The 21,622-nt window shown below is 60.2% G+C and carries 22 protein-coding genes; 11 read left to right on the forward strand and 11 right to left on the reverse strand.

Translation table 11 applies throughout. From position 1 onward, the window contains the following. Window positions 1-50: 50 nt before the first annotated feature. The 6 genes from HBH25_RS05440 to pcaR form a co-directional block, all read right to left on the reverse strand. Window positions 51-1,349: an MFS family transporter gene (locus HBH25_RS05440; RefSeq protein WP_168082288.1), complete on the reverse strand. Its 1,299-nt coding sequence runs from the start codon at window positions 1,347-1,349 to the stop codon at window positions 51-53. Between the two features lie 128 nt (window positions 1,350-1,477). After that, window positions 1,478-2,683, reverse strand: a complete 1,206-nt coding sequence (gene pcaF / locus HBH25_RS05445; RefSeq protein ID WP_178088878.1) for a 3-oxoadipyl-CoA thiolase — start codon at window positions 2,681-2,683, stop codon at window positions 1,478-1,480. Then, window positions 2,680-3,462, reverse strand: coding sequence for a CoA-transferase subunit beta (locus HBH25_RS05450; RefSeq protein ID WP_178088879.1), 783 nt, complete (start codon window positions 3,460-3,462; stop codon window positions 2,680-2,682). The genes pcaF and HBH25_RS05450 overlap by 4 nt, the downstream gene beginning before the upstream one ends. Next, window positions 3,459-4,316: a CoA transferase subunit A gene (locus tag HBH25_RS05455; protein WP_168082294.1), complete on the reverse strand. Its 858-nt coding sequence runs from the start codon at window positions 4,314-4,316 to the stop codon at window positions 3,459-3,461. The genes HBH25_RS05450 and HBH25_RS05455 overlap by 4 nt, the downstream gene beginning before the upstream one ends. A gap of 141 nt (window positions 4,317-4,457) precedes the next feature. Then, complete coding sequence (gene pcaK / locus HBH25_RS05460) at window positions 4,458-5,804, reverse strand: 4-hydroxybenzoate transporter PcaK (protein ID WP_168082296.1); 1,347 nt, start codon at window positions 5,802-5,804, stop codon at window positions 4,458-4,460. 121 nt (window positions 5,805-5,925) lie between these two features. After that, window positions 5,926-6,768, reverse strand: coding sequence for a pca regulon transcriptional regulator PcaR (gene pcaR / locus HBH25_RS05465; RefSeq protein WP_168082298.1), 843 nt, complete (start codon window positions 6,766-6,768; stop codon window positions 5,926-5,928). A gap of 383 nt (window positions 6,769-7,151) precedes the next feature. On the opposite strand from pcaR, the gene HBH25_RS05470 reads away from it, so the two are divergent. The 5 genes from HBH25_RS05470 (at window position 7,152) to gpgF (ending at window position 12,021) form a co-directional block, all read left to right on the forward strand. After that, a complete protein-coding gene (locus HBH25_RS05470) occupies window positions 7,152-7,355 on the forward strand; it encodes a hypothetical protein (RefSeq protein ID WP_168082300.1) in 204 nt (67 codons plus the stop codon). A 172-nt stretch (window positions 7,356-7,527) separates the two neighbouring features. Then, on the forward strand, window positions 7,528-9,000 hold the full coding sequence (locus HBH25_RS05475; RefSeq protein WP_168082302.1) for an inorganic phosphate transporter: 1,473 nt from the start codon (window positions 7,528-7,530) through the stop codon (window positions 8,998-9,000). A gap of 138 nt (window positions 9,001-9,138) precedes the next feature. Beyond that, window positions 9,139-10,254: an N-acetylglucosaminyl phosphatidylglycerol synthase gene (gene gpgS / locus HBH25_RS05480; RefSeq protein ID WP_484573225.1), complete on the forward strand. Its 1,116-nt coding sequence runs from the start codon at window positions 9,139-9,141 to the stop codon at window positions 10,252-10,254. Beyond that, complete coding sequence (gene gpgD / locus HBH25_RS05485; RefSeq protein WP_168082304.1) at window positions 10,247-11,029, forward strand: N-acetylglucosaminyl phosphatidylglycerol deacetylase; 783 nt, start codon at window positions 10,247-10,249, stop codon at window positions 11,027-11,029. Before gpgS ends, gpgD begins: the two co-directional genes overlap by 8 nt. Then, the gene (gene gpgF, locus HBH25_RS05490) at window positions 11,026-12,021 is read left to right on the forward strand and encodes a glucosaminyl phosphatidylglycerol flippase (RefSeq protein ID WP_168082306.1); all 996 of its coding nucleotides are present in this window, start codon (window positions 11,026-11,028) and stop codon (window positions 12,019-12,021) included. Before gpgD ends, gpgF begins: the two co-directional genes overlap by 4 nt. Here gpgF and HBH25_RS05495 read toward each other — a convergent pair. Next, window positions 11,999-12,184, reverse strand: a complete 186-nt coding sequence (locus HBH25_RS05495) for a hypothetical protein (protein WP_168082308.1) — start codon at window positions 12,182-12,184, stop codon at window positions 11,999-12,001. The two genes, gpgF and HBH25_RS05495, sit on opposite strands and share 23 nt — an antisense overlap. A 16-nt stretch (window positions 12,185-12,200) precedes the next feature. Next, entirely contained in the window at window positions 12,201-13,052 is an 852-nt protein-coding gene (gene purU, locus HBH25_RS05500; protein ID WP_168082310.1) for a formyltetrahydrofolate deformylase, read from the reverse strand. A gap of 258 nt (window positions 13,053-13,310) precedes the next feature. On the opposite strand from purU, the gene mvaT reads away from it, so the two are divergent. Next, window positions 13,311-13,691, forward strand: coding sequence for a histone-like nucleoid-structuring protein MvaT (mvaT, locus tag HBH25_RS05505; protein WP_168082312.1), 381 nt, complete (start codon window positions 13,311-13,313; stop codon window positions 13,689-13,691). A gap of 42 nt (window positions 13,692-13,733) precedes the next feature. On the opposite strand, the gene sbcB is transcribed toward mvaT, so the two are convergent. Then, on the reverse strand, window positions 13,734-15,164 hold the full coding sequence (sbcB, locus tag HBH25_RS05510) for an exodeoxyribonuclease I (protein WP_168082314.1): 1,431 nt from the start codon (window positions 15,162-15,164) through the stop codon (window positions 13,734-13,736). A gap of 115 nt (window positions 15,165-15,279) precedes the next feature. Here sbcB and HBH25_RS05515 point away from each other — a divergent pair, with 115 nt between their 5' ends. The 4 genes from HBH25_RS05515 to HBH25_RS05530 are packed head-to-tail and all read left to right on the forward strand — an operon-like array spanning window position 15,280 to window position 19,085. Then, window positions 15,280-15,924, forward strand: coding sequence for a hypothetical protein (locus HBH25_RS05515; RefSeq protein ID WP_168082316.1), 645 nt, complete (start codon window positions 15,280-15,282; stop codon window positions 15,922-15,924). Next, entirely contained in the window at window positions 15,921-16,988 is a 1,068-nt protein-coding gene (locus HBH25_RS05520) for a DUF4350 domain-containing protein (protein ID WP_168082318.1), read from the forward strand. Before HBH25_RS05515 ends, HBH25_RS05520 begins: the two co-directional genes overlap by 4 nt. Next, complete coding sequence (locus HBH25_RS05525) at window positions 16,985-17,926, forward strand: AAA family ATPase (RefSeq protein WP_168082320.1); 942 nt, start codon at window positions 16,985-16,987, stop codon at window positions 17,924-17,926. Before HBH25_RS05520 ends, HBH25_RS05525 begins: the two co-directional genes overlap by 4 nt. A 10-nt stretch (window positions 17,927-17,936) precedes the next feature. Continuing rightward, window positions 17,937-19,085, forward strand: coding sequence for a DUF58 domain-containing protein (locus HBH25_RS05530; protein ID WP_168082322.1), 1,149 nt, complete (start codon window positions 17,937-17,939; stop codon window positions 19,083-19,085). Window positions 19,086-19,112: 27 nt separating this feature from the next. On the opposite strand, the gene HBH25_RS05535 is transcribed toward HBH25_RS05530, so the two are convergent. Next, window positions 19,113-19,472, reverse strand: a complete 360-nt coding sequence (locus HBH25_RS05535; RefSeq protein ID WP_168082323.1) for a PilZ domain-containing protein — start codon at window positions 19,470-19,472, stop codon at window positions 19,113-19,115. A 107-nt stretch (window positions 19,473-19,579) separates the two neighbouring features. After that, window positions 19,580-19,954, reverse strand: a complete 375-nt coding sequence (locus HBH25_RS05540) for a tetratricopeptide repeat protein (RefSeq protein ID WP_168082324.1) — start codon at window positions 19,952-19,954, stop codon at window positions 19,580-19,582. A 160-nt stretch (window positions 19,955-20,114) separates the two neighbouring features. Here HBH25_RS05540 and pyk point away from each other — a divergent pair, with 160 nt between their 5' ends. Continuing rightward, window positions 20,115-21,566 (forward strand): pyruvate kinase, encoded by a 1,452-nt coding sequence (pyk, locus tag HBH25_RS05545; RefSeq protein WP_168082325.1) that lies wholly within the window; start codon window positions 20,115-20,117, stop codon window positions 21,564-21,566. Window positions 21,567-21,622: the final 56 nt, after the last annotated feature.

A 21,622-nucleotide genomic window follows, 5' to 3' on the forward strand; every position in this document is an offset into this window, starting at 1 on the left:
GTGTCCTCGTTCATCGACGCACGCCCCTCAGGCGCGTGCGCCGGGCTGGGTCAATGGTCGTGGTGCAGGTAGGCCGCCTGTTTGGGCAACCGGAAGCTGAACAGGAACGCAATCACCAGCATGGCAGTGACGTACCAGTAGAAGCTGTTTTCATTGCCACCGCTTTTCAAGCTCAGGGCCACGAACTCTGCCGAACCGCCGAAGATGGCGTTGGCGACGGCGTAGGACAATCCCACCCCCAGCGCGCGCACCTGGGGCGGGAACATCTCGGCTTTTACCAGCCCGCTGATAGAGGTGTAGAAACTGATGATAGCCATGGCCAGCACGATCAGTACGAAGGCCATGTAGGGGCTGCTGACGGTTTTAAGGGCCAGCAGAATAGGCACGGTACAGAGCGCACCCAGCCCACCGAACAGCAGCATGGAATTGCGCCGCCCGATACGGTCGCTCAAGGAACCGAACAGCGGCTGCATGCACATGTACACGAACAGCGCGGCCGTCATCACGATGCTGGCCGTTTCCTTGGGCATGCCCGAAGTGTTGACCAGGAATTTTTGCATGTAAGTGGTAAAGGTGTAGAAGATCAACGAACCGCCAGCGGTGTAGCCCAGTACGGTAACGAACGCCAGCCAGTGGTGCTTGAACAGGCCCTTCAGGCTGCCGGCATCCTTGGCATTGCGGGTTTCCGCCGTACTGGTTTCCTCAAGGGAGCGACGCAGCAACAGGGAAATCACGGCCGCAATGGCGCCAATCACGAATGGGATGCGCCAGCCCCAGGCGGTCAACTCGGCGCTGCTGTACATCTGCTGCAGCACCACAACCACCAAGGACGCCAGCAATTGCCCGCCAATCAACGTGACGTACTGGAACGAGGCAAAGAAACCGCGCTGGCCACGCAGCGCAATTTCGCTCATATAGGTCGCGGTGGTGCCGTACTCGCCGCCCACCGACAGGCCTTGCAGCAAGCGGGCTAACAGCAGCAGCACAGGCGCCGCCACGCCAATGGCCGCATAGGTTGGCAAACACGCAATCATCAACGAGCCTGCACACATCATCAGCACGGCGATCATCATCGAAAGCCGCCGGCCATAACGGTCAGCGATACGGCCGAACAGCCACCCCCCGATAGGGCGCATCAGAAAACCTGCTGCGAACACCCCGGCGCTGTAAAGGAGTTGCACGGTGCGGTCTTCGGACGGGAAAAAAGACGGGGCAAAATACAGACTGAAAAACGCATACACATAAAAGTCGAACCATTCGACGAGGTTGCCGGAGGAAGCACCGACGATGGCGAATATCCGCTTGCGCCGCTCTTCGCCTGTGTAAGGCGTATCAGGAGTGGTGGTCATCTATTGTTCTCATTAGGGGGATACGGAAGCGCTACCGTACCATTCCCTCTCTCAGCAATCACTCGAAACACACCGGGCCTTGTGCGCAAGGCCCTATATATGCTCAGGGAACGACGCAAGAAGCAGGGTCATACCCGCTCCAAGGCCAAGGCCACGCCCTGCCCTACGCCTACACACATGGTGGCCAATGCCCTTTTACCACCACTGCGCTGAAGGTGATGAACGGCCGTCAAGACCAGGCGCGCGCCACTCATGCCCAAGGGATGCCCCAAGGCAATGCCGCCGCCATTGGGGTTCACATGGGGGGCATCGTCGGCCACACCTAGGTCGCGTAACACGGCCAGGCCCTGTGAAGCGAAGGCCTCATTGAGTTCGATCAGGTCGAAATCTTCCACCGTCAGCCCAAGGCGCCCGATGAGCTTGCGCACCGCCGGAACCGGGCCAATGCCCATTACGCGAGGGGCAACGCCTGCGCTGGCCACGCCCAGTACACGGGCCCGAGGCGTAAGGCCATGTTTTTCTACCGCCTCGGCCGAGGCCAGGATCAGCGCCGCAGCACCGTCGTTCACACCTGAGGCGTTACCGGCTGTCACGGTCTTGTCCGGGCCATTGACTGGTTTGAGGCGGGCCAAGGCCTCAAGGGTAGTGTCGGGGCGCGGGTGTTCGTCGGTGTCGACAACTGTTTCGCCCTTCTTGCCAGGAATGTGTACAGGCACGATTTCCTCGGCGTAAAAGCCTGACGCCTGCGCTGCCGCACTGCGTTGCTGGCTGCGCAGGGCAAAGGCATCCTGGTCTTCACGAGACACCTGGTAGTCATCTGCCACGTTGTCAGCGGTTTGGGGCATGGCGTCGACGCCATAGTGCGCCTTCATGGCCGGGTTCACGAAACGCCAGCCAATGGTGGTGTCTTCGATCTTCATGTTGCGCGACCAGGCTGTGTCAGCCTTGCCCATCACAAAGGGTGCGCGGGACATGGACTCTACGCCACCAGCAATGGCCAGGTCGATTTCGCCCGTGGCAATGGCGCGGAAGGCGCTGCCCACCGCGTCCAGCCCCGAGGCACACAGGCGGTTGAGTGTGATACCGGGAACGGTAGGCGGCAGGCCGGCCAACAGCAAGGCCATGCGTGCCACATTGCGGTTGTCTTCACCGGCCTGGTTGGCACAGCCCATGAACACTTCGTCCAACGCGCTCCAATCAACCTGCGGGTTGCGCGCCATCAAAGCCTTGATGGGGACCGCCGCCAGGTCGTCAGCACGCACAGCCGCCAAGGCACCGCCCATACGGCCGATAGGCGTACGTGTGGCGTCGCAAATAAATACATCGCGCATCAGGCTTCTCCAGGGGCTTGGCCATGGGCGGCCGCCGTACGGGCTTCCAGGTCGCGCAGGGCCGTCAGTTCGGCTTCGGTAGGCTCACCGGTGGTGGCGACGTTGTCGGCGAATCGGATAGCCCACCCTGTCGCCGCCGTGATCTGCTCGCGGGTAACACCCGGGTGAATCGAGGTGACCACGAACTCGTGGCTGCCCGCTTCGGGTTCCATGATGCACAGGTCGGTAATGATGCCCACCGGCCCTGCGCCCGGTAGCCCAAGGCGCTTGCGCGAATCGCCGCCTTCGCCGTGGCCTACGGAGGTGATGAAGTCCAGCTTTTCTACAAAGCTGCGGTGGGACTGCTTGAGAATGATCAACACGCTCTTGGCAGAACCGGCGATTTCAGGTGCCCCTCCGGCCCCCGGCAGGCGCACCTTGGGCGTGTGGTAATCGCCTACCACCGTGGTGTTGATGTTACCGAAACGGTCGACTTGTGCGGCGCCCAGGAAGCCGACATCGATGCGGCCGCCCTGCAGCCAGTAACGGAAGATTTCGCCTGTTGGCACTACGGTGTCAGCGGTTTCCGCCAGCTCGCCATCGCCGATAGACAGGGGCAGCACCGTGGGTTTGGCGCCGATAGGGCCAGACTCATAGATCAGCACCACATCAGGGGACGAGGTCAACCGAGCCAGGTTCGCGGCCTTGGACGGCAAGCCGATGCCCACAAAGCAGACCGAACCGTTTTTCAGGCGGCGGGCCGCTGCCACGGTCATCATTTCGGACGTGGAGTAAGTCATCAGGCGTGCTCTCCGGCTTGGCTGAGTTTGGCGCGGTACGCTTCGAAGTCGCGCGTGCCGCGCACGTACTCATCGATCCAGGCCGTAAAGGTGTCACGGCCCCGTGCGATAGGGTCCCAGGCTTGGTAGAAGCGGTTGTCACGCTCGGTATACCCGTGGGCATAGGAGGGATGCGAACCTCCTGGCACCAGGCAGACGGCACTCAAGGCCCAGGTCGGCAACACGCAGGCATTCATCGGGGCCTGCAGGTCATCCACAATTTCTTCAACGGTGACGATGCAGCGCTTGGCCGCCAGGGCGGCTTCCTTCTGTACCCCCAGAATGCCCCACAGCAACACATTGCCCTTGCGGTCGGCCTTTTGAGCATGGATCACGGTCACATCCGGGCGTACCGAGGGCACCGCGGCCAGCACTTCGCCCGTAAAGGGGCAGGTCACCGTCTTGATCAGCGGGTTGACCTTGGGCAGGTCAGACCCGGCATAGGCGCGCAGTACCGCAAAAGGCAGCCCGGAAGCGCCGGCTACATAGGCGTTGGCCAGGTCAGCATGGCTGTGTTCTTCGATCTCGATCGCCTGGGGCCACTGCTTCTCCACGGCGTCGCGCAGGCGGTGCAACGAGCCAACACCGGGGTTACCGCCCCAGGAGAAAATCAGTTTACGCGCGCACCCTGCACCGATCAGTTGGTCATAAATCAGGTCTGGGGTCATGCGCACCAAGGTCAGGTCTTTCTTTGCCTGACGGATGATCTCGTGACCGGCGGCCGTAGGAATAAGGTGAGTAAACCCTTCAAGGGCGACGGTATCGCCATCGTTCACGAATTGCTTCACAGCCTCGTGAAGTGAGAGAAGCTCAGCCATGTCGCGAGGACTCCTTTTTGTTTGAGGGGCTGGCCATTGGCAGTCCCTGTGCATACGTGCAGAGCAGGTTACGATTCGCCACTGCACCGTACAATCCGATTATCGAGTATGCGTTCGGTGATCGAACGCTACTCTCAGCTGTTACGTGGCATCAGCGTGGCTTACGCGGCCTTTGATATAGACCGCTGCCGTGGCCAGCACCGCAGGTACCAACAGCGCCGTGAGCACTTGAGCGAACGTCCAGCCGGCGCCCAGTAGCGCTGCGCCACTGGAAGCCCCCAATATGGCGCCGAATCGGCCAATCCCCAACATCCAGGACACCCCCGTGGCGCGGGCCTGCGTGGGGTAATAACGCGCTGCCAGCGAGGGCATCGCGGACTGGGCGCCGTTCACGCACATGCCGGCTACCAGCACCAGGGTTGCCAGCAGCACAAAATTGCCCAGGCTCTGGCCCACCGCATACGCAAACACGCCGGCCAGGCAATAAAAGGTGGCAATCACCTTGTGCGGGTTGAAGCGGTCCATGGCCCAGCCGACGGCAACTGCACTGAGTACGCCGCCAAACTGGAACAAGCCGCCGATAAACGCGGCCTGCTCCATGCTCGCACCACTATCTCGGATAAGGGTAGGCAGCCAGCTGGTCAGCAGGTACACGATCACCAAGCCCATGAAGTAGGTCAACCACAGCAACAAGGTGCCGGTCTTATAGGTGCCGGAGAACATGACGGCAAACACGTTGCGGGCATTCACAGTCGTTAGCTCAGGCACACTGAAGGTGCTTGCCTGGGCAACCACGGTGGGGCTGATGGGCGCTAGCACATGGCGAACGCGGTCCACGCCTCGGTTACGTACAATGAGAAAACGCGCGGATTCCGGCAGCCAGATCATCAGCACCACCAGCAATACCAGAGGTAGCACGCCGCCTAGCAGGAGCAGGCTGTGCCAACCGTAGGCCGGAATGAGTTTGGCAGAGATAAAACCACCCCCAGCCATGCCCAGGTTGAAGCCACAGAACATGCTGGTCACCAGCAGAGACTTGAGGCGTTCGGGGGTGTATTCAGACAGCAACGTAGTGGCGTTGGGCATGCCCGCCCCCAAGCCGATACCGGTAAGCAGGCGCAGGATCATGAGCTGATCGATGTTAGTGCTGTAGGCCGACGCCAGGCTGAAAACGCCAAACACGGCCACTGCCGCCACCAGCACTACCTTGCGGCCAAAGCGGTCAGCCAGTGGCCCCGAACCCAGGGCACCGAACACCATCCCGACCAGTGCCGCGCTCATGACTGGCCCCAGGCTACCCTTGGGCAAGCCCCAATCCTGAGACAAGGCAGGGGCGATGAACCCCATGGCGGCCGTGTCCAGGCCATCGAGAAACACAATCAGAAAACACAGCAGGACAACCCGCCATTGGAAGCGGGACAACGGCTGGCTATTGATAAACGACTGAACGTCGAGGCAATGGCCCGGAGCAGCGTGAGGACGGTTCATTATTTTTATTCCACCGAAGGCACCCGACGAACGCTTCGGCGGGTGAGGCGACATTAAGAGCCGCCTCCGCGCACCGTCAATTCGGTAAAGGGCAATCAGTGCGTTTATCGAACAGTGCTTGTCAGCTGAACAGCTGAGTGCTCAGGTCCCGGCTGGCAGCCAGCATGATAGGCAGAAAACGCTGCTCCAACTCGCCTCGGCCTACGCGCCCGGCATGGGTGCTGACATTCAACGCCGCCAATACCTGGCCGGACGCGTCGTACACCGGTACGGCAATGGAGCGCAGGCCTTGCTCCAGCTCCTGGTCGACAATGCACCAGCCCTGTTGTCGCACCTGCTCCAGGCACGCTTTGAGTTGCTCCGGGCCGGTAATGGTTTTGCGGGTCTTGGGTTGCAACTCCACATGGCTCAGGTAATCACCCAGGGTGGCATCGTCCAGCGCTGACAGCAGAATCCGCCCCATGGAGGTGCAATACGCCGGCAACCGGCCACCTACCGAAAGGTCGACCGAGATCAACCGCTGGGTAGTCGCACTGCGCGCTATATAAAGAATGTCATCGCCTTCAAGGGTGGCCATGTTACAGGCCTCGTGAAGTTGCTCGCTCATGCGATCCAGGTAAGGCTGCGCTGATACAGCCAGGGGCGTTGAGGACAAGTAGGCATGCCCTAACGTAAGCACCTTGGGCAACAACGAATAAGTCCGCCCATCGGTGGTGGCGTACCCCAGTTTGATCAAGGTATGCAGGCACCGGCGCACAGCTGCCCGAGGAATTTCGGTGCGGTGGCTGATCTGGGCAATGGTGAGGTGGCGCTTGCGCTCCTGAAAGGCCTGGACCACGGCCAGCCCTCTGGCCAGAGACGTCATGAAGTCCGGGTCTCCGGCGAACGCCTGTATACGTTTGGCCGGTGACGCTACGATAGGCGGCGCGAGCGAACTGAACGCAGTGCGAAGTTGGTCGTTCACGGTAGGTCCTCGTGGCCGGAATGTGCTGTACAACGTAGGTCGATTATCGAACGGCTGGCCGATTACCGCAATTGGCCAGCCCGCCTCTTCTCTTCCCCATACCGCTACGCACCTTGAGGAAGGCTCGGCGACCAGCCGTTCGTTTTATTGCCATGGGGTTGGCCAATGGCAAACGTAAAAATAAAAACATGAATGGCATTAAACCTTTTTGTGCATATAAGGATCCAAACAAGTGCGACACACCTGCGCTTTGCTATATTTGGAAACCTCCTGGAAGTTGACTAACTGTAACTTATAGCGCTAACGTTGCCTTACCTGTTCCCAGGCACCGCCAATAGGGTTACGGGTATACTCCCACTTCCAATGCTCATAAAGGTAAGCATGTGACTAAAGACGAACTGCGCGCGGAACTTGAGCGCCAGGAAAAACGCTTCAAGGATGTGTACGGTGGAGAAATCACCACTTATGCCGCGCAACCTGAACCTGAACGTAAACCCTGGCGTAAACGCGCTAGCCTATTGGACCAAGCCTTTCAAACTGAAATCGAAAAAATCGAAAATGAGTTGAAAACTGCCGAAGCGAGCTGAGCCCGGCCGGTGCATCAATGGCGGTTCTCCAGGGCTTGCACGAAGCAAACAGAGGTTGTGACTGCCATATGCCCGTATTTACGGGGCCTTAGCCAATCGGCAGGCAAGGGCATCGATTTTTGCGATTTTCTGTCATAATCGCGCCCCCTCCACGGCTGGTCACAAAATCTTCATGATCGATCTATTCAGCGGATTGGACGCCTGGGTCCTGATAAGCCTGTTCCTGGCTTTGGCCTTCGTCCTCGCCTTTGAGTTCATCAATGGCTTTCATGACACCGCAAATGCGGTGGCGACCGTCATTTATACCAAGGCCATGCCGCCGCACCTGGCTGTATTGCTGTCAGGGTTCTTCAATTTTCTGGGTGTACTGCTGGGTGGCGTAGGTGTGGCGTATGCCATCGTTCACCTGCTACCGGTCGAGCTGCTGATCAATGTCAACACGGGCCGCGGCCTGGCCATGGTGTTCTCGCTGCTGGCAGCAGCCATCGCCTGGAACCTGGGCACCTGGTACTTCGGTATTCCCGCTTCCAGCTCGCATACCTTGATCGGCTCCATTCTTGGCGTGGGCATGGCCAATGCCATGATCAACGACATTCCCTTGGCTGAAGGGGTGAACTGGCAGAAGGCGATCGACATTGGCGCCTCTCTGGTGGTGTCCCCCATCGTGGGCTTCGGGGTCGCAGCTTTGATGCTGATTGCGCTCAAGCGCTGGCGCCCGCTGTCCAAGATGCATAAAACCCCGGACCAGCGCCGCAAGCTGGATGACAAGAAACACCCGCCCTTCTGGAACAGGCTAGTGCTGGTGCTCTCTGCCCTCGGGGTCAGCTTTGTTCACGGCTCCAACGATGGCCAGAAGGGCATCGGCCTGATCATGCTCGTGTTGATTGGCATTGTACCGAGCCAGTTCGTGCTCAACCTCACCAGCAGCACGTACGAGATCGAGCGCACCCGCGACGCTACCTTGCACTTGGCACAGTTCTACCAGCGCAACAACACGAGCCTTGGCGAGTACCTGGCACTGGGCAAGGCACGCGAGGGGGACCTGCCCGAGCAGTTCGAATGCAACCCGCAGCAGACCGAACCTACCATCGCCGCCTTGCAGGAAAACCTGCGCGGTGTAGCCGACTATCACAGCATGGCGGCAGACAAGCGCATTGAAACCCGCCGCTTCCTGCTGTGCCTGGATGACACGGCGCGCAAGGTTGGAAAACTGCCAGACCTGGGTGCTCGGGAAAAAGCCGACCTGGATAAGCTGCGCAAGGACCTCACCAGTACCACAGAATATGCACCGTTCTGGGTAATCTTCGCGGTGGCCCTGGCGCTGGGTGTAGGCACCATGGTGGGCTGGCGTCGTGTGGTACTGACCATTGGCGAAAAAATCGGCAAGCAGGGCATGACCTACGCTCAAGGCATGTCTGCGCAGATCACGGCCGCGTTCGCCATTGGTCTGGCCAACGTGTTCAGCTTGCCGGTGTCCACCACCCATGTACTGTCCTCCGGTGTCGCTGGCACCATGGTGGCCAACCGTAGCGGCCTGCAGGGCAGCACGGTCAAAAACATCATGCTGGCGTGGGTACTCACCTTGCCTGTGGTCATGTGCATGGCAGCCGGGCTCTTCTGGCTGGCCTCCAAGGCCATCGGCTGATCCCTTTGGCCGCTCCTGGCGAGCGGCCTCCCTCCCTCTTTGTACGACCACTTTCCTGGCTTAAACGAAGCGGCCGGATCGAACATCTAAAGTTCATTAAGGTCCATGGTAGGGTCTCTGCCGGAAGGAAAGCTGATTGTGCACATTGCTGACATCACCATGTTCTACGCCCCAGCCAGTGGAGGGGTAAGGACTTACCTTGATGCCAAACATCGTCGCTTGGCTGGCAGAACAGGTATCCGCCATAGTTTGTTGATCCCAGGGCCAAGCCTGAGCGAAGAGAACGGTGTATATCGCGTACCCTCGCCGGCCCTGCCCTTTGGTAATGGCTATCGCTTCCCTGTGCGCCTGGCGCCGTGGTGCAACGTTCTCAAAGAGCTGCAACCAGACGTGATCGAAGTGGGTGACCCCTACCGTACGGCCTGGGCTGCCCTCAATGCCCGCCGCCAACTGGACGTGCCTGTGATCGGTTTTTATCACTCCGATTTGCCGCTGCTGGTCAGTAACCGCATGGGCAACTGGGTTACGCCCAACGTGGAAGCTTATGTGAGCAAGCTGTATGGCAACTTCGATCGTGTGTTGGCACCTAGCAAGGTAATGGCAGACAAACTTCGCCGGTTGGGTATCAGGGATGTATACGTTCAACGGCTGGGCGTGGACCTTGAACTGTTTAACCCTTCACGCCGGGATCCAGAATTGCGGAAACAATTAGGTATCGCAGCAGACAAGCGCCTGTTGGTCTTTGCAGGGCGTGGCTCGAAGGAAAAGAACATTCCCGTGCTGCTCGATTGTATGAAGCACCTGGGCGAGGATTACCATTTACTATTGGTAGGTTCCAGCATGCCTGCCAATGTTCCCGACAACGTTACCGTTATCAATCATTTCTGCCCCATGCATGAAGTTGCACGTCTAATGGCCAGCGCCGATGCGTTGTTGCATGCCGGCAATCAGGAAACCTTTGGCCTTGTCATTCTTGAAGCCATGGCCAGTGGTATTCCGGTAGTGGCTGTAGATGCCGGTGCGTTTAAGGAATTGATCACTGATGAGGGCGGTTTGCGCTGCCCGCCGAACGATCCAGGCGCCATGGCGGAAACCGTGAGGCACCTGTTCACGCATGACCCGGTGGCATGGGGCAGGCGGGCGCGCCTGTACACTGAGCGCGAGTTCGCTTGGGACACCGTGGTGACTGGGCTGCTGGGGCACTATCACGCAGTTCAAGGAACGGTCGAATTACCGGCGGTGGTCCATGGTTGATTCTATGACATCGAACGGCCGCCGAAGCGTGTTGCTGGTACTGCACGATGTGGCGCCCCAGACCTGGGTAGATTACAAACCCTTCGTAGAAGCTGTGGATGCGCTAGGGGGTGTGACTATGACGCACCTGGTAGTGCCCGACTTCCACCACCGCAACACCCTCGGCCAGCACCCGGCGTTCTGCCGCCTTATGGAACAACGGCTGGCGGCAGGAGACGAGTTGGCCTTGCATGGCTACTACCATGCCGACGACGCGCCAGCCCCTCGCACGCCTTGGCAATGGTTCATGCGCCGGGTGTACACCTGGGAAGGGGAGTTTTACACCCTGGCTGAGCAACAGGCCCTTGAACGGATCAGCCGAGGCATTGAGGTATTCCAGCAACAGCAATGGCCGCTGGACGGTTTTGTGGCGCCTGCCTGGCTGATGAGCGAGGGCACACGCAAGGCGCTCAGTAAGTTGCCGCTGTCCTATACCAGCGATCCACAGCACTTCTATCGCCTGCCCAGCTTTGAAAAAATAACAGCCCCTGGGCTGGTATGGAGTGCAGGTAGTGCCTGGCGCCGCACCCTCTCCCGGGCGGTCAGTGAATGGCAGCTGCAGCGCTGGCAACAGGCTCCAACCGTGCGCTTGGGGTTGCACCCGGTAGACATGCGCCATGCCTCGTCCCGTGATTATTGGCTGAACACGCTGCAACGGTTGATGCAGGACGGTCGCGTGGCCGAAACCAAGCGCAGCTGGTTGTCACACCAAGGCACCATGGCTCACGCGGCATGAAGCGCTTGGCCTGGCTGGTCGTGGCACTGGCCATGGCCATCGCTTTACCTTGGGCGCTGGGGGGCGGGGAGTTGCTGAGCCGCCTGCGTGGCTTTTCACTGCCACTGCTGCTAGGCCTGTTTGCCATGATCGGCCTGTGCTGGACCCTCAATGCCCTGCGTTTGCGGGTACTGCTACAGGCCGAAGGCAAACACCTAGGCCTGGGCCACACCGTCGGTATGATCATGGCCACAGAATTTGCCATTTGCGCCACGCCAGGTGGCAGTGGCGGCCCTGTCACGCTAGTGACATTGCTTGACCGTCAAGGCATTCGGCCCGCGCGCAGTGGCGCCGTCTTTGCCATGGACCAACTGGGCGACCTCCTCTTTTTCTGCTGCGCTATCGCTGGCGTGCTGCTGTATGCCCTGTTCCACCGGTTGGACAGTCGCCTGGAATGGCTGTTGGGCAGCAGCGCGCTGCTGATGACGCTTTCACTGTTCACCTGCTGGGCCGTCGCTCGCCACCAGCGGCGCTTCGTGGCACTTACCGGCTACCTGTTAGGCCGCGTTGGCATGGGCAGGCCACGTCGCTGGCGCTGGGCACGCCGCTGGCTGCACTTTGTGCACGCTTTCAAAGACACCCTCGGCATGCCCAAGCCTTCGCTGGCGCTGGCATTTTTGCTCACCTGCGCTCATTGGGGATTGCGCTTCAGTATTTTGTGGCTGGCCCTGCGTGGGTTGGGCGCAGACCTGCAATGGGCGTGGGCCTTCCTGGTGCAGATTCTGTCCTTGAGCACAGGGCAGTTCAGCCTGTTACCCGGCGGTGCCGGTGCAGCGGAGCTGACCAGCGCGGCGCTGCTGGCACCTATGGTAGGCAAACCTACTGCAGCCGCAGCGATCGTGATCTGGCGGGTGGTAACGTACTACTTCTATCTGCTGGCCGGGGCGCCCGTGTTCATCCTGATGGTCGGCAGGCCGTTGCTACGCAAGCTTATGGCGCTTCGTGCGGCTTGACCGAGCCGCGACGGCCTTCCTGCAACGCCTCCCATAACGCTTCAGCGCCCGGAAAGTCAGTGCCGCTATCCTCAGTCAAGGCTTGGAGGTCGTAACGGGCCGTGCAGCCCTCCCCCAGCACCGGGGGCGGTGTGGAGGTGGCACGGTCGAGCGGGTCGGTCATGGCTCACCTCACTGGGTCAGTCGAAGATCACGGTCTTGTTGCCGTGCACCAGCACGCGGTCCTCAAGGTGATAGCGCAAGCCTCGCGCCAATACCATCTTTTCTACATCACGCCCCAATCGCACCATGTCTTCGGTGCTATGGCTGTGGCTGATGCGCACCACGTCTTGCTCGATGATCGGCCCTGCGTCCAGCTCTTCAGTTACATAGTGGCAGGTAGCGCCAATCAGTTTTACTCCTCGGGCCGCTGCCTGGTGGTACGGCTTGGCGCCCACGAAGGACGGCAGGAAACTGTGGTGAATGTTGATGACGCGCTGAGCATAGTCCTGACAGAGTTGCGGTGGCAGGATTTGCATGTAGCGGGCCAGTACCACCACATCAGCGGCATGCTCGCTCACCAGGCGAGATACTTCGGCAAAGGCAGGCTGCTTGTCCGCTGGGTTGACCGGCACGTGGTAGTAAGGAATGCCGTGCCACTCCACCATGCTGCGCAAATCATTGTGATTGGAAATCACGCAAGCGATATCGCAGTCCAGCTCCTGGCTATGCCAGCGGTGCAGCAGGTCTGCCAGGCAGTGGGATTCTCGGCTGGCCATCAGCGCCACGCGCTTCTTGCGCCCAGAGTCTGTGATATGCCAGACCATCGAGAACGCTTCGGCGATAGGCGCGAAGGCTTCACGGAATTCATCCAGGCCAAAGGGCAGGCTGTCGGCACGGATTTCGTGGCGCATGAAGAACCAGCCGCTCTGCTCATCGGAGTGGTGGCTTGCTTCGGTGATCCAGCCATTATGGGACGCCAGGAAGTGGCTGACCTTGGCAACAATGCCAACGCCGTCGGGGCAGGCAATCACCAGCCGGAAAGTACGCATCGGTAAAGCTCCAGTACATCGAAAAAGACCGCCATTCTAGCGAGTGGCGCCCGGTTGTGCAGTAGCAATAGCACCTGCATGCACATGAAAGACGTGTAAGCGCATTGCTACTTTATGATCCCATCGTGAAAACATGTGGAAATAAATTCACCCACAGACTTTACCGTTCTAATTGCCAAAGCCTCAGGTTAATCTTTACTCCATATTCCACAGTGTTTATTATCGCCTCAGACCGTCAACCCATTCATAGGTAGTGTCATGTCGCTTATCAACGAGTACCGCAACACCGAAGAAACCATCAAGGAACTCCAGGCCCGCCTGCAAAGCCTGTCTCAGGACAAGAACCTGCAAACCGAGCTTGAATTCGAAGCCAAATTGCGCGACCTGATGGGCGAATACCAGAAGTCTCTGCGTGACATTACCGCACTGCTCGATCCGGAAGCACGCAACTCCAAGCCTGGCCGCGTTGCACCTGTTAAAACCACAGGTACAAAGCGCGCCCGCAAGGTCAAGCAATACAAGAACCCACACAACGGTGAAATCGTTGAAACCAAGGGTGGCAACCACAAAACCCTGAAAGAATGGAAAGCCAAGTGGGGCGGTGATGAAGTAGAAAGCTGGGCAACACTGCTGGGCTAATATCTAGCGGTTTCCCACGAACGCCAGCATTGCTGGCGTTTTTCATACCTGCCATTTTAGCCGCACGCTGTTTACATAGTGCTGCCATCGCCCTAGCAGCGCCCGCTGCTGCTCCGTAGCGCCACTCAGCGCCTGCTCCATAGCCTGTGCAAAGCTTTGCAGCGTGTGGGGTGCGCCATAGGCGGGGTCAGTCAACCGCCCTCGGCAGAACGCCTGCCATAAGGTTTGCTCTGAAACATCCAGGCTTTCAGGGTAATTTCTTGCCCGGTAACGAAAGAGCAACTCGCGCAAACGCGGATCATCGAACATCCAGGTGTCCTGGGCGAGCGATTCAGGAGGCGCCTCCCGAACTTTTTCACACAATCGCCGATCGCGGTCGCCAATAAAGCCCGCATACAGCTGTTGCTCTGGGTCGTCGTTAGGCAAGAACTCGTCACTGCCATAAATAGGGTTCAGTTTTTCTGCCCATAGATGCCGAGCTTCATGAAGCGCCTGCACCCGACTTTGATATAGCGTGACATCCAGCTGCAGGCGTTCACGGTCTTTATCGGCGATCACTCCCAGGGGTGCAATGACCGGGCAACGGTTCACATGAATCAACTTCAGAGGGACGGGCAGTTGGCCTTCTAGCAATTGGTCGTGGCGGGTATAGAGCCGCCGGGCCAATAGTTCACCTTCTTCTTCCCACAGCACGCGCGGGTCATGGGCCAGGTCGCAGACGATCAGGGCATTACGGTTTCGCGGATGCCAGGCCAGCGGTAAAACAACACCCAGATAATTACGCGCCGCACCGAAGCGCCCGGATACATGAACCATAGGGCGCATCAACTGGATGCGTTCGATAACCTTATGTTTGCGGCGCAACTCAAACAGCCAGTGGAACAGTTTGGGCTGTCGCGCCCGTAACAGCCGCGCCAGTGCAATGGTCGCGCGAACATCCGACAAGGCATCATGGGCCTGGCCGTGATCGATGCCATTGGCAGCCGTGAGCAATTCCAGCCGCAGCGATACCTGGCCATCCACCTGTGGCCATTCGATTCCATCGGGGCGAAGCGCGTAGGCTGCACGCACCAGGTCGATCAGGTCCCAGCGGCTGTTGCCGCCCTGCCACTCACGCGCATAGGGGTCATGGAAGTTGCGGTAGAGGCTGTAGCGGGTGACCTCGTCGTCGAAACGCAGGCTGTTGTACCCCACGCCGCAGGTACCGGGCTGGCCAAGCTCATGGTGCACGCGGTTCATGAATTCCACTTCCGACACGCCCTGCTCGCGCAGGCGCGCAGGGTCGATGCCCGTGACCAGGCATGCGGCAGGGTGCGGAAGGATGTCATCGGCCAGGCGACAGTACAGGTTGAGCGGCGTATCGATTTCGTTGAGCTGTTCGTCAGTGCGGATACCCGCTACCTGGATCGGCCGATCCCGGCTAGGGACAATACCGGTGGTTTCGTAGTCGTACCAGAACAGGCTAGTGGTCACGGGGCATTCCTGAAACAAGCAATCATGCAGTTTAAAGGTAGTGCTGGCAGAGGCCAAATCCGTCGACACGCCTCAGGTGTGTGCCACGCAATCCCGGTTGCCGGATGGCTCGTGCATGGCTAGCATCGAGGGCTCACTGTCCGCCAGAACGACCATGCCGGTAAATGGATTACCTTTCCTGTTTCGTGTCATTGCCCTGCTGGCGGGGGGCGGCCCGGTGCTGGCCATGGCTGACCAACCCCCACTGACTTCGCAGGCGGCACAGCAGGCGGTGGAACAGGTGCTAGCAGGTCCGGACCCTACCGCTTTGTCTGCATTGCCCGCAGGCATGGGGCTTGCTGCAATACTTTGCCTGCTCGCCGTATTGCTAGGCGCCCTGGCCAAGCGATGGCGCACACCCGCACCCCAGGGTCAGGTCCAGTACACGCCCCTCCCCTCACCACCCGATGGCACGGATGTCGCTGCCCGTGTCGAACGCCTGCGGGAGGGGTCGCCTACCGAAGCCCTGAGCCTGTTGTACCAGGCTTTGTTGACGCGCCTGGGGTCGGACTATCACCTTCACATTCCCTCCAGTGCTACCGAACCTCAGGTACTGGTTCAAGTCGCCGCCCTGCAGCTCAGTGGGCTGGAAGCCTTCACTCGGCGGTTGGTGGAGCAGTGGCAACTGGCCGTGTACGCTGAACGCTTCCCGGACACCGCCACGTGGCACCAGTTGCTGACCGGTTGGCGGCACCTGTTTCCCAGTGATACGAGCGCATGAACCGGCGCAGCGTGGTACTGCTTATGGTTGCAGTGCTGCTGGCGCTAGGTGCCTGGGCCACCCGCCCTGTGGACGACCCGTGGTGGGCAGCCGCCCAGTTCCTTCGTGAACAGGGCCTGCCCGTAGTGCGCAGCCAGGACCTCCAACCCCTGGCTCACAGGCCCGCTAACACGCTCAGCCTCGTACTGCTGGGCGAACGTGAACACATGAGCCTTGCGCAGGCGCAAACGTTGCTGGCGTGGGTGTACGCCGGCGGTAGGTTGGTGGTCACCGTGAAGGGGTTCTGGACACCGAGCGGCGGCGGTGACCCTCTGCTAGACCCTTTGAGCATTCGACTGCTGGATGCCTACGCCAGTGCAGGCGGCCAGGTGATGGCCGCTCGCAGCACCCTCACCGAGCTGTACCTGGAAGATGGGCAGGCGCCACTGCGATTAGGTTTTGCGCCTGGCCGCCACCTTGAAGACGCCGATGACCTGGCCCAGTCATGGGCCAACAGCCCCCAGGGCACACACATGCTCCAGTTACCCCTGGGAACTGGCACGCTCACGGTTGTGAGCGATACGGCCCTGTGGCGCAACCCTGCCATCGGCCAGTTCGATAATGCCTGGTTGTTGTGGTACCTGAACCAAGGGCGCCAGGTGGTGCTGCAGTACCGCAGCGAAGCGCCAGGCCTTGGCCAGTGGCTAGTGAGCCACCCGTCTACACTGGCCTGCGCCCTTTCGCTGCTGATACTGCTGGCCTGGGCCACCCTTGTTCGCCAACCTGGTCTCTTGGCCCCCAGGCCTGGCAAACCAAAAGCCCCACTGCCAATACACTATCGACACGCCAGCCGCGAGCAGCTGTTACAAGGCCTGCGTGAGGATATCCGGCAGGTGGCCCGGTTGCGCTATCCTGCCTTTGGCCACCTCACTGTGGCAGCGCAATGGCAATGGCTGGCTACATTGGCTTCTACGTCTACTGCTCAGATTGCCCACGCCATGCACCCGCACCCCGACAAACGCTTGTCTGCCGCGGTGTTCCGGCGCCAGGTCGTACAGTTGCAAGCCATCAGGAATGTCCTATGAGCAACCCGTCGCTCGATTCCCCTCCCCCTCTAGAGCCTGCCAAGACTCGTGTCACCCACTGGGCTACGGAGCTCAACACCGTATTTGTAGGCCAGCCGGCCGCCACCCAAGGCCTGTTGATTGCCCTTTTGGCGGGGGGCCATGTACTGCTTGACGGCCCGCCTGGTACGGGCAAGCAAACCCTGGCCCGTGCTTTGGCTGCCTCGTTTGGGGCAGCGTTCCACCCGTTGGCGTGTTCGTCTCTTGCCTCGGCCCAAACCAGGCTCCCCGAAGCTGAAACTGCGCAAGTGGTGCTAGTCAAAGGGCTGGAACAGGCGTCCATGGAGGCCCAGAGGGCCTTGGCCCTTGCCCTTGAGGCTGACAAGGAGGGTGCCCTTGATGAACGGCCTTCGCTGCCTCGCCCTTGCCTGTTCATTGCCTGTCGCAATCCCCAGGACTCGGCCGGTGTGGCCACGCTGTCCGACAGCTTGCTCGACCGTTTTCTCTTGGCCCTGCACGTGACCTTTCCAGGCCCGGAAGAGGAGGTGCGCCTAGCGCGTGACCTGAGCTTGTCGGTCGGCACTGACATGCTCGCCGTAGCCGCCCCACAGCAGTTGTTCAGCGCCAGCGATGTCATTGACCTGCGAAAGCAACGCGCTACGGTCAAGGTCGCCGATACGCTGGTGGACTACGCTGTGCGCCTGGTACGCGCAACACGCTACACCCCGCTGTTCTGCTTGGGTGCAGGCCCACGGGCCACCATTGCACTGGTGCGTTGCGCACAGGCCTGCGCGCTGCTGGCAGGCCGAGACCATGCGGTGGCAGAGGACATTCGGCAGTGTGCACCGGCTGTGCTGCGCCATCGTGTACGCCTGGCGGCTGCACAGCGTATCGACGGCGCGCCGCTCGAACAGGTGCTAGCCGAACAGTTGGGTGCCGTAAGTGCCCCTCGGCCATGAGCATGGCTGCATGATCCGCCCCAGCTACAGGGCCTGTGCGGTCTTGGCGGTGCTATTGGCGGCTGTGCTGGCCGGTGATGCGTACGGCGTAAGCCTGGGCCCGTGGCTGCTAGGGGGGTTCATGCTGGCGACTGCAATAGACCTGCTGTGGGCAGCCCGTGTGCGATTGCCAAGCCCTGTGCGGCACCTACCTGATCATCTGGGTGTAGGCCGTGCTCAGGTGGTGAGCGTTACCCTCACTAACCCCCATGCCCAGGCTATACGCCTGAGCTATAACGAATGCCATAGCGCGAAGGCAGCGGTGCGCACGTTTGGGCTCCCCGTGCAGTTGACCCTGCCCGCCCGGCACCAGGCACAGGTTCAGTACACGCTTGAACCTCAGCGCCGCGGCGCCCTGCCCTCTGTTGCCTGCGAACTTCACGTACGCGGGCCATTGGGTTTATGGAGCGTGCGTCACAGGCTTGCAGCACCTGCACAAGGTCGCGCCGGGCAGGATTTTCAAGTGCTGGACGCATTAGCGCGCAAACCCCGCCCACTACCCACGAAGCGCGACGTGCCAGACCTAGTGATCTGGTTAGACACCGGCCCTCCCATGGGCGGCATGTACCAAGGCGAGCGGCTACTGGACTGTGCTACCGATGCGGCCGTGGCCGTGGCCTGTTCCGCGCTGGCATACGGCGCCCAGGTGGCCGTACATTTTGACGGCAACCCGAACCGTCGCTACCTAGGCGCCAGAGGAGGTGAAGTACAACTGCAAGCGGTACATGAGGCGCTGTTTAACGTGCAGGCCAGTGCGCACCCTACGGATTGGCGTACCAGCTCAGCCAGCGTGCTGCAACACAGCCATCCCAAGGCGATCGTGCTGCTCATTACGTGCTTGCCGGTGGCTGAACCTCAGGTGCTCGCCTCGCTCACGGCGGTTTCCCGGGAACGTACACTCGTGATTGCAGACATTGCCGAACAGCCCCTGGCCGCTGCAACTGGCCAGCCTGTGCGCAACGAAGCGCAGATACGGGCCTACTGCAGCGAGGTTCATAACCTAAGCCTGCGCTTGCAGGTTGCGAGCGCCCTCCAGGCGGCTGGGCTGGACATCATGCAGGTGACAAAAGACAGGCTCGGGCAGGCCTTGGTCGAACGGTATGCCGAGGCCTTGCAGTAAGGCGAAGGGGCGCCCCTGACAGGTTGCTCAGGCCGAGGCGCTCATGGGCAGAAAACTGAAATAGCGACGCAGCGCGTCGACCAGTTGCTCATACTCCACAGGCACCTGCAGCAGCATGAAGCCGGAGTCGTAGAAACCAGGGGTGGCGTCTTCCTGGCACCACAGGCAACTGCCTGTCAGGTTGATCAGCTGGATGTCCCCTTCGTGCGCCGGCACTTTCAGCTGCAGCTCGAAATCGGGCCCTACCAGCAACGGTACGTTACTGATCAGCATCAACCCAGACTCCGACACGTTGCCCAGGTAGCCGATCGGGCGGTCGGTATACCGGTTGTACACCTTGAGGTAGTACGGCAGTTGGTGCCGCTCTATGCGTCTATCGATATACATGGCGATTCACTGTTTCATAGCCCTGTTGTTTTCAGACTGATAGCAAGCTTGGTAAGTGCCCTCAGGTGCTCAGCTTAACGCAAAGCTAGCCGTCTGCCAGTCTTTGCTCAATGCGCTGGAGCACCTGGAACCGTGGCAGCACCTGCTGGGTACTGGCCCAGGCGTTCGAGTGTCTCCAGGCGGGCTTTAGCCCGGTAGGCGTATTCGCTGCCTGGGTACTGATAGAAGATGAACTGGTAGGTTTGCGCTGCGTCGGCGTAGAGGTTCTGACGTTCCAGGCACTGCCCTCGCAGCAAGGCGCTTTCCGGGCGAATGTAAGGGCGTGCACGGCTCTTGCGGTCTACTTGGGACAATTCCAACATGACCTTCTTGCAATCGCCAGCGTCATACGCTCTGTAAGCGCTGTTCAAGTGCTGGTCCATCGACCAGCGGGTACAGCCGGCCACCATGGCCAGCAAGGTCAACACGATAAGGGGTCGCATGAAGATCTCCTCTGCCTGTAAAGGGTATCGGCGGCTTGATGCAATTCTTCAATGCCTTGCTCGTCACAGGTGCCAAGCTACCAACGTAGTGCAAACCGTCGGTGACTACAGCGGGTTTGAGGAGTAGCCTCTCACCGCCCGTCAATTAAGGAGCCAGTGCATGACCGTACGCCGTACAAAAATCGTTGCCACCCTCGGCCCAGCCAGCAACTCGCCCGAGGTGCTTGAGCAACTGATTCTCGCCGGGCTGGATGTGGCTCGCCTGAACTTCTCCCATGGCACACCGGATGAACACAAGGCACGCGCCCGCCTGATCCGTGAGATCGCCGCGCGCAACGGCCGCCATGTGGCATTGCTGGGCGACCTTCAAGGGCCGAAAATCCGCATCGCCAAATTCGCAGGCAAGCGCATCGAGCTCAAGGTAGGCGACGCCTTTACCTTCTCTACCACGCACCCGCTCACTGAGGGCAACCAGCAGGTGGTCGGCATCGACTACCCGGACCTGGTCAAAGACTGCGGTGTAGGTGACGAGCTGCTGCTGGACGATGGCCGCGTGGTCATGCGCGTTGAGCGTGCCGACACTGACGCCCTTCACTGTGTGGTGCTCATTGGCGGGCCTTTATCCGACCACAAAGGCATCAATCGCCGTGGGGGTGGCCTGACCGCGCCCGCCCTGACCGAAAAGGACAAGGCCGACATCATTCTGGCCGCCGAAATGGAAGTGGATTACCTGGCGGTGTCGTTCCCGCGTGATGCCGCTGACATGGAATATGCCCGCCAGCTTCGCGACGCCGCCGGCGGTACCGCCTGGCTGGTGGCCAAGATCGAGCGTGCCGAAGCCGTGGCCGATGACGAAAGCCTGGACGGGCTGATTCGCGCCAGTGACGCTGTGATGGTCGCCCGTGGTGACCTGGGCGTGGAAATCGGTGATGCCGAACTGATCGCCATCCAGAAGAAAATCATCCAGCACGCACGCCGCAACAACAAAGCCGTCATCGTAGCGACCCAGATGATGGAGTCGATGATCCAGAACCCAATGCCAACCCGGGCTGAAGTGTCCGACGTGGCCAACGCGGTGCTGGACTACACCGACGCCGTGATGCTGTCGGCTGAAAGCGCGGCAGGCGCGTACCCGATCGAAGCGGTGCAGGCCATGGCACGCATCTGCCTGGGTGCGGAAAAACACCCCACCAGCAAGAAGTCCAGCCACAGGTTGTACACACAGTTCAATCGCTGTGACGAGAGCATTGCGCTGGCGGCCATGTACACCGCCAACCACTTCCCAGGTGTGAAGGCGATCATCGCGCTTACTGAAAGCGGCTATACCCCGTTGATCATGTCCCGCATCCGCTCTTCGGTGCCGATCTACGCCTTTGCGGCTGGGCGCGAAACCCAGGCGCGGGTATCGCTGATGCGCGGCGTCTATACCGTGCCCTTCGATCCTTCGGCGTACGATATCGGCAAGGTGAGCCAGGCAGCCGTAGACGAGCTGCTCAAACGCGGCCTGGTGGAGCAAGGCGACTGGGTCATCCTGACCAAGGGCGATAGCCATCACACCATCGGTGGTACTAACGGCATGAAGATCCTCCACGTGGGCGACCAACTGGTCTAACCCCTGCTTGCCTTTCAAGCTTTTCCCTCGCTTGGATGAACACGGCACCGCTCGTG

The organism is Pseudomonas quercus (assembly GCF_012033695.1).
Lineage (GTDB): Bacteria > Pseudomonadota > Gammaproteobacteria > Pseudomonadales > Pseudomonadaceae > Aquipseudomonas > Aquipseudomonas quercus.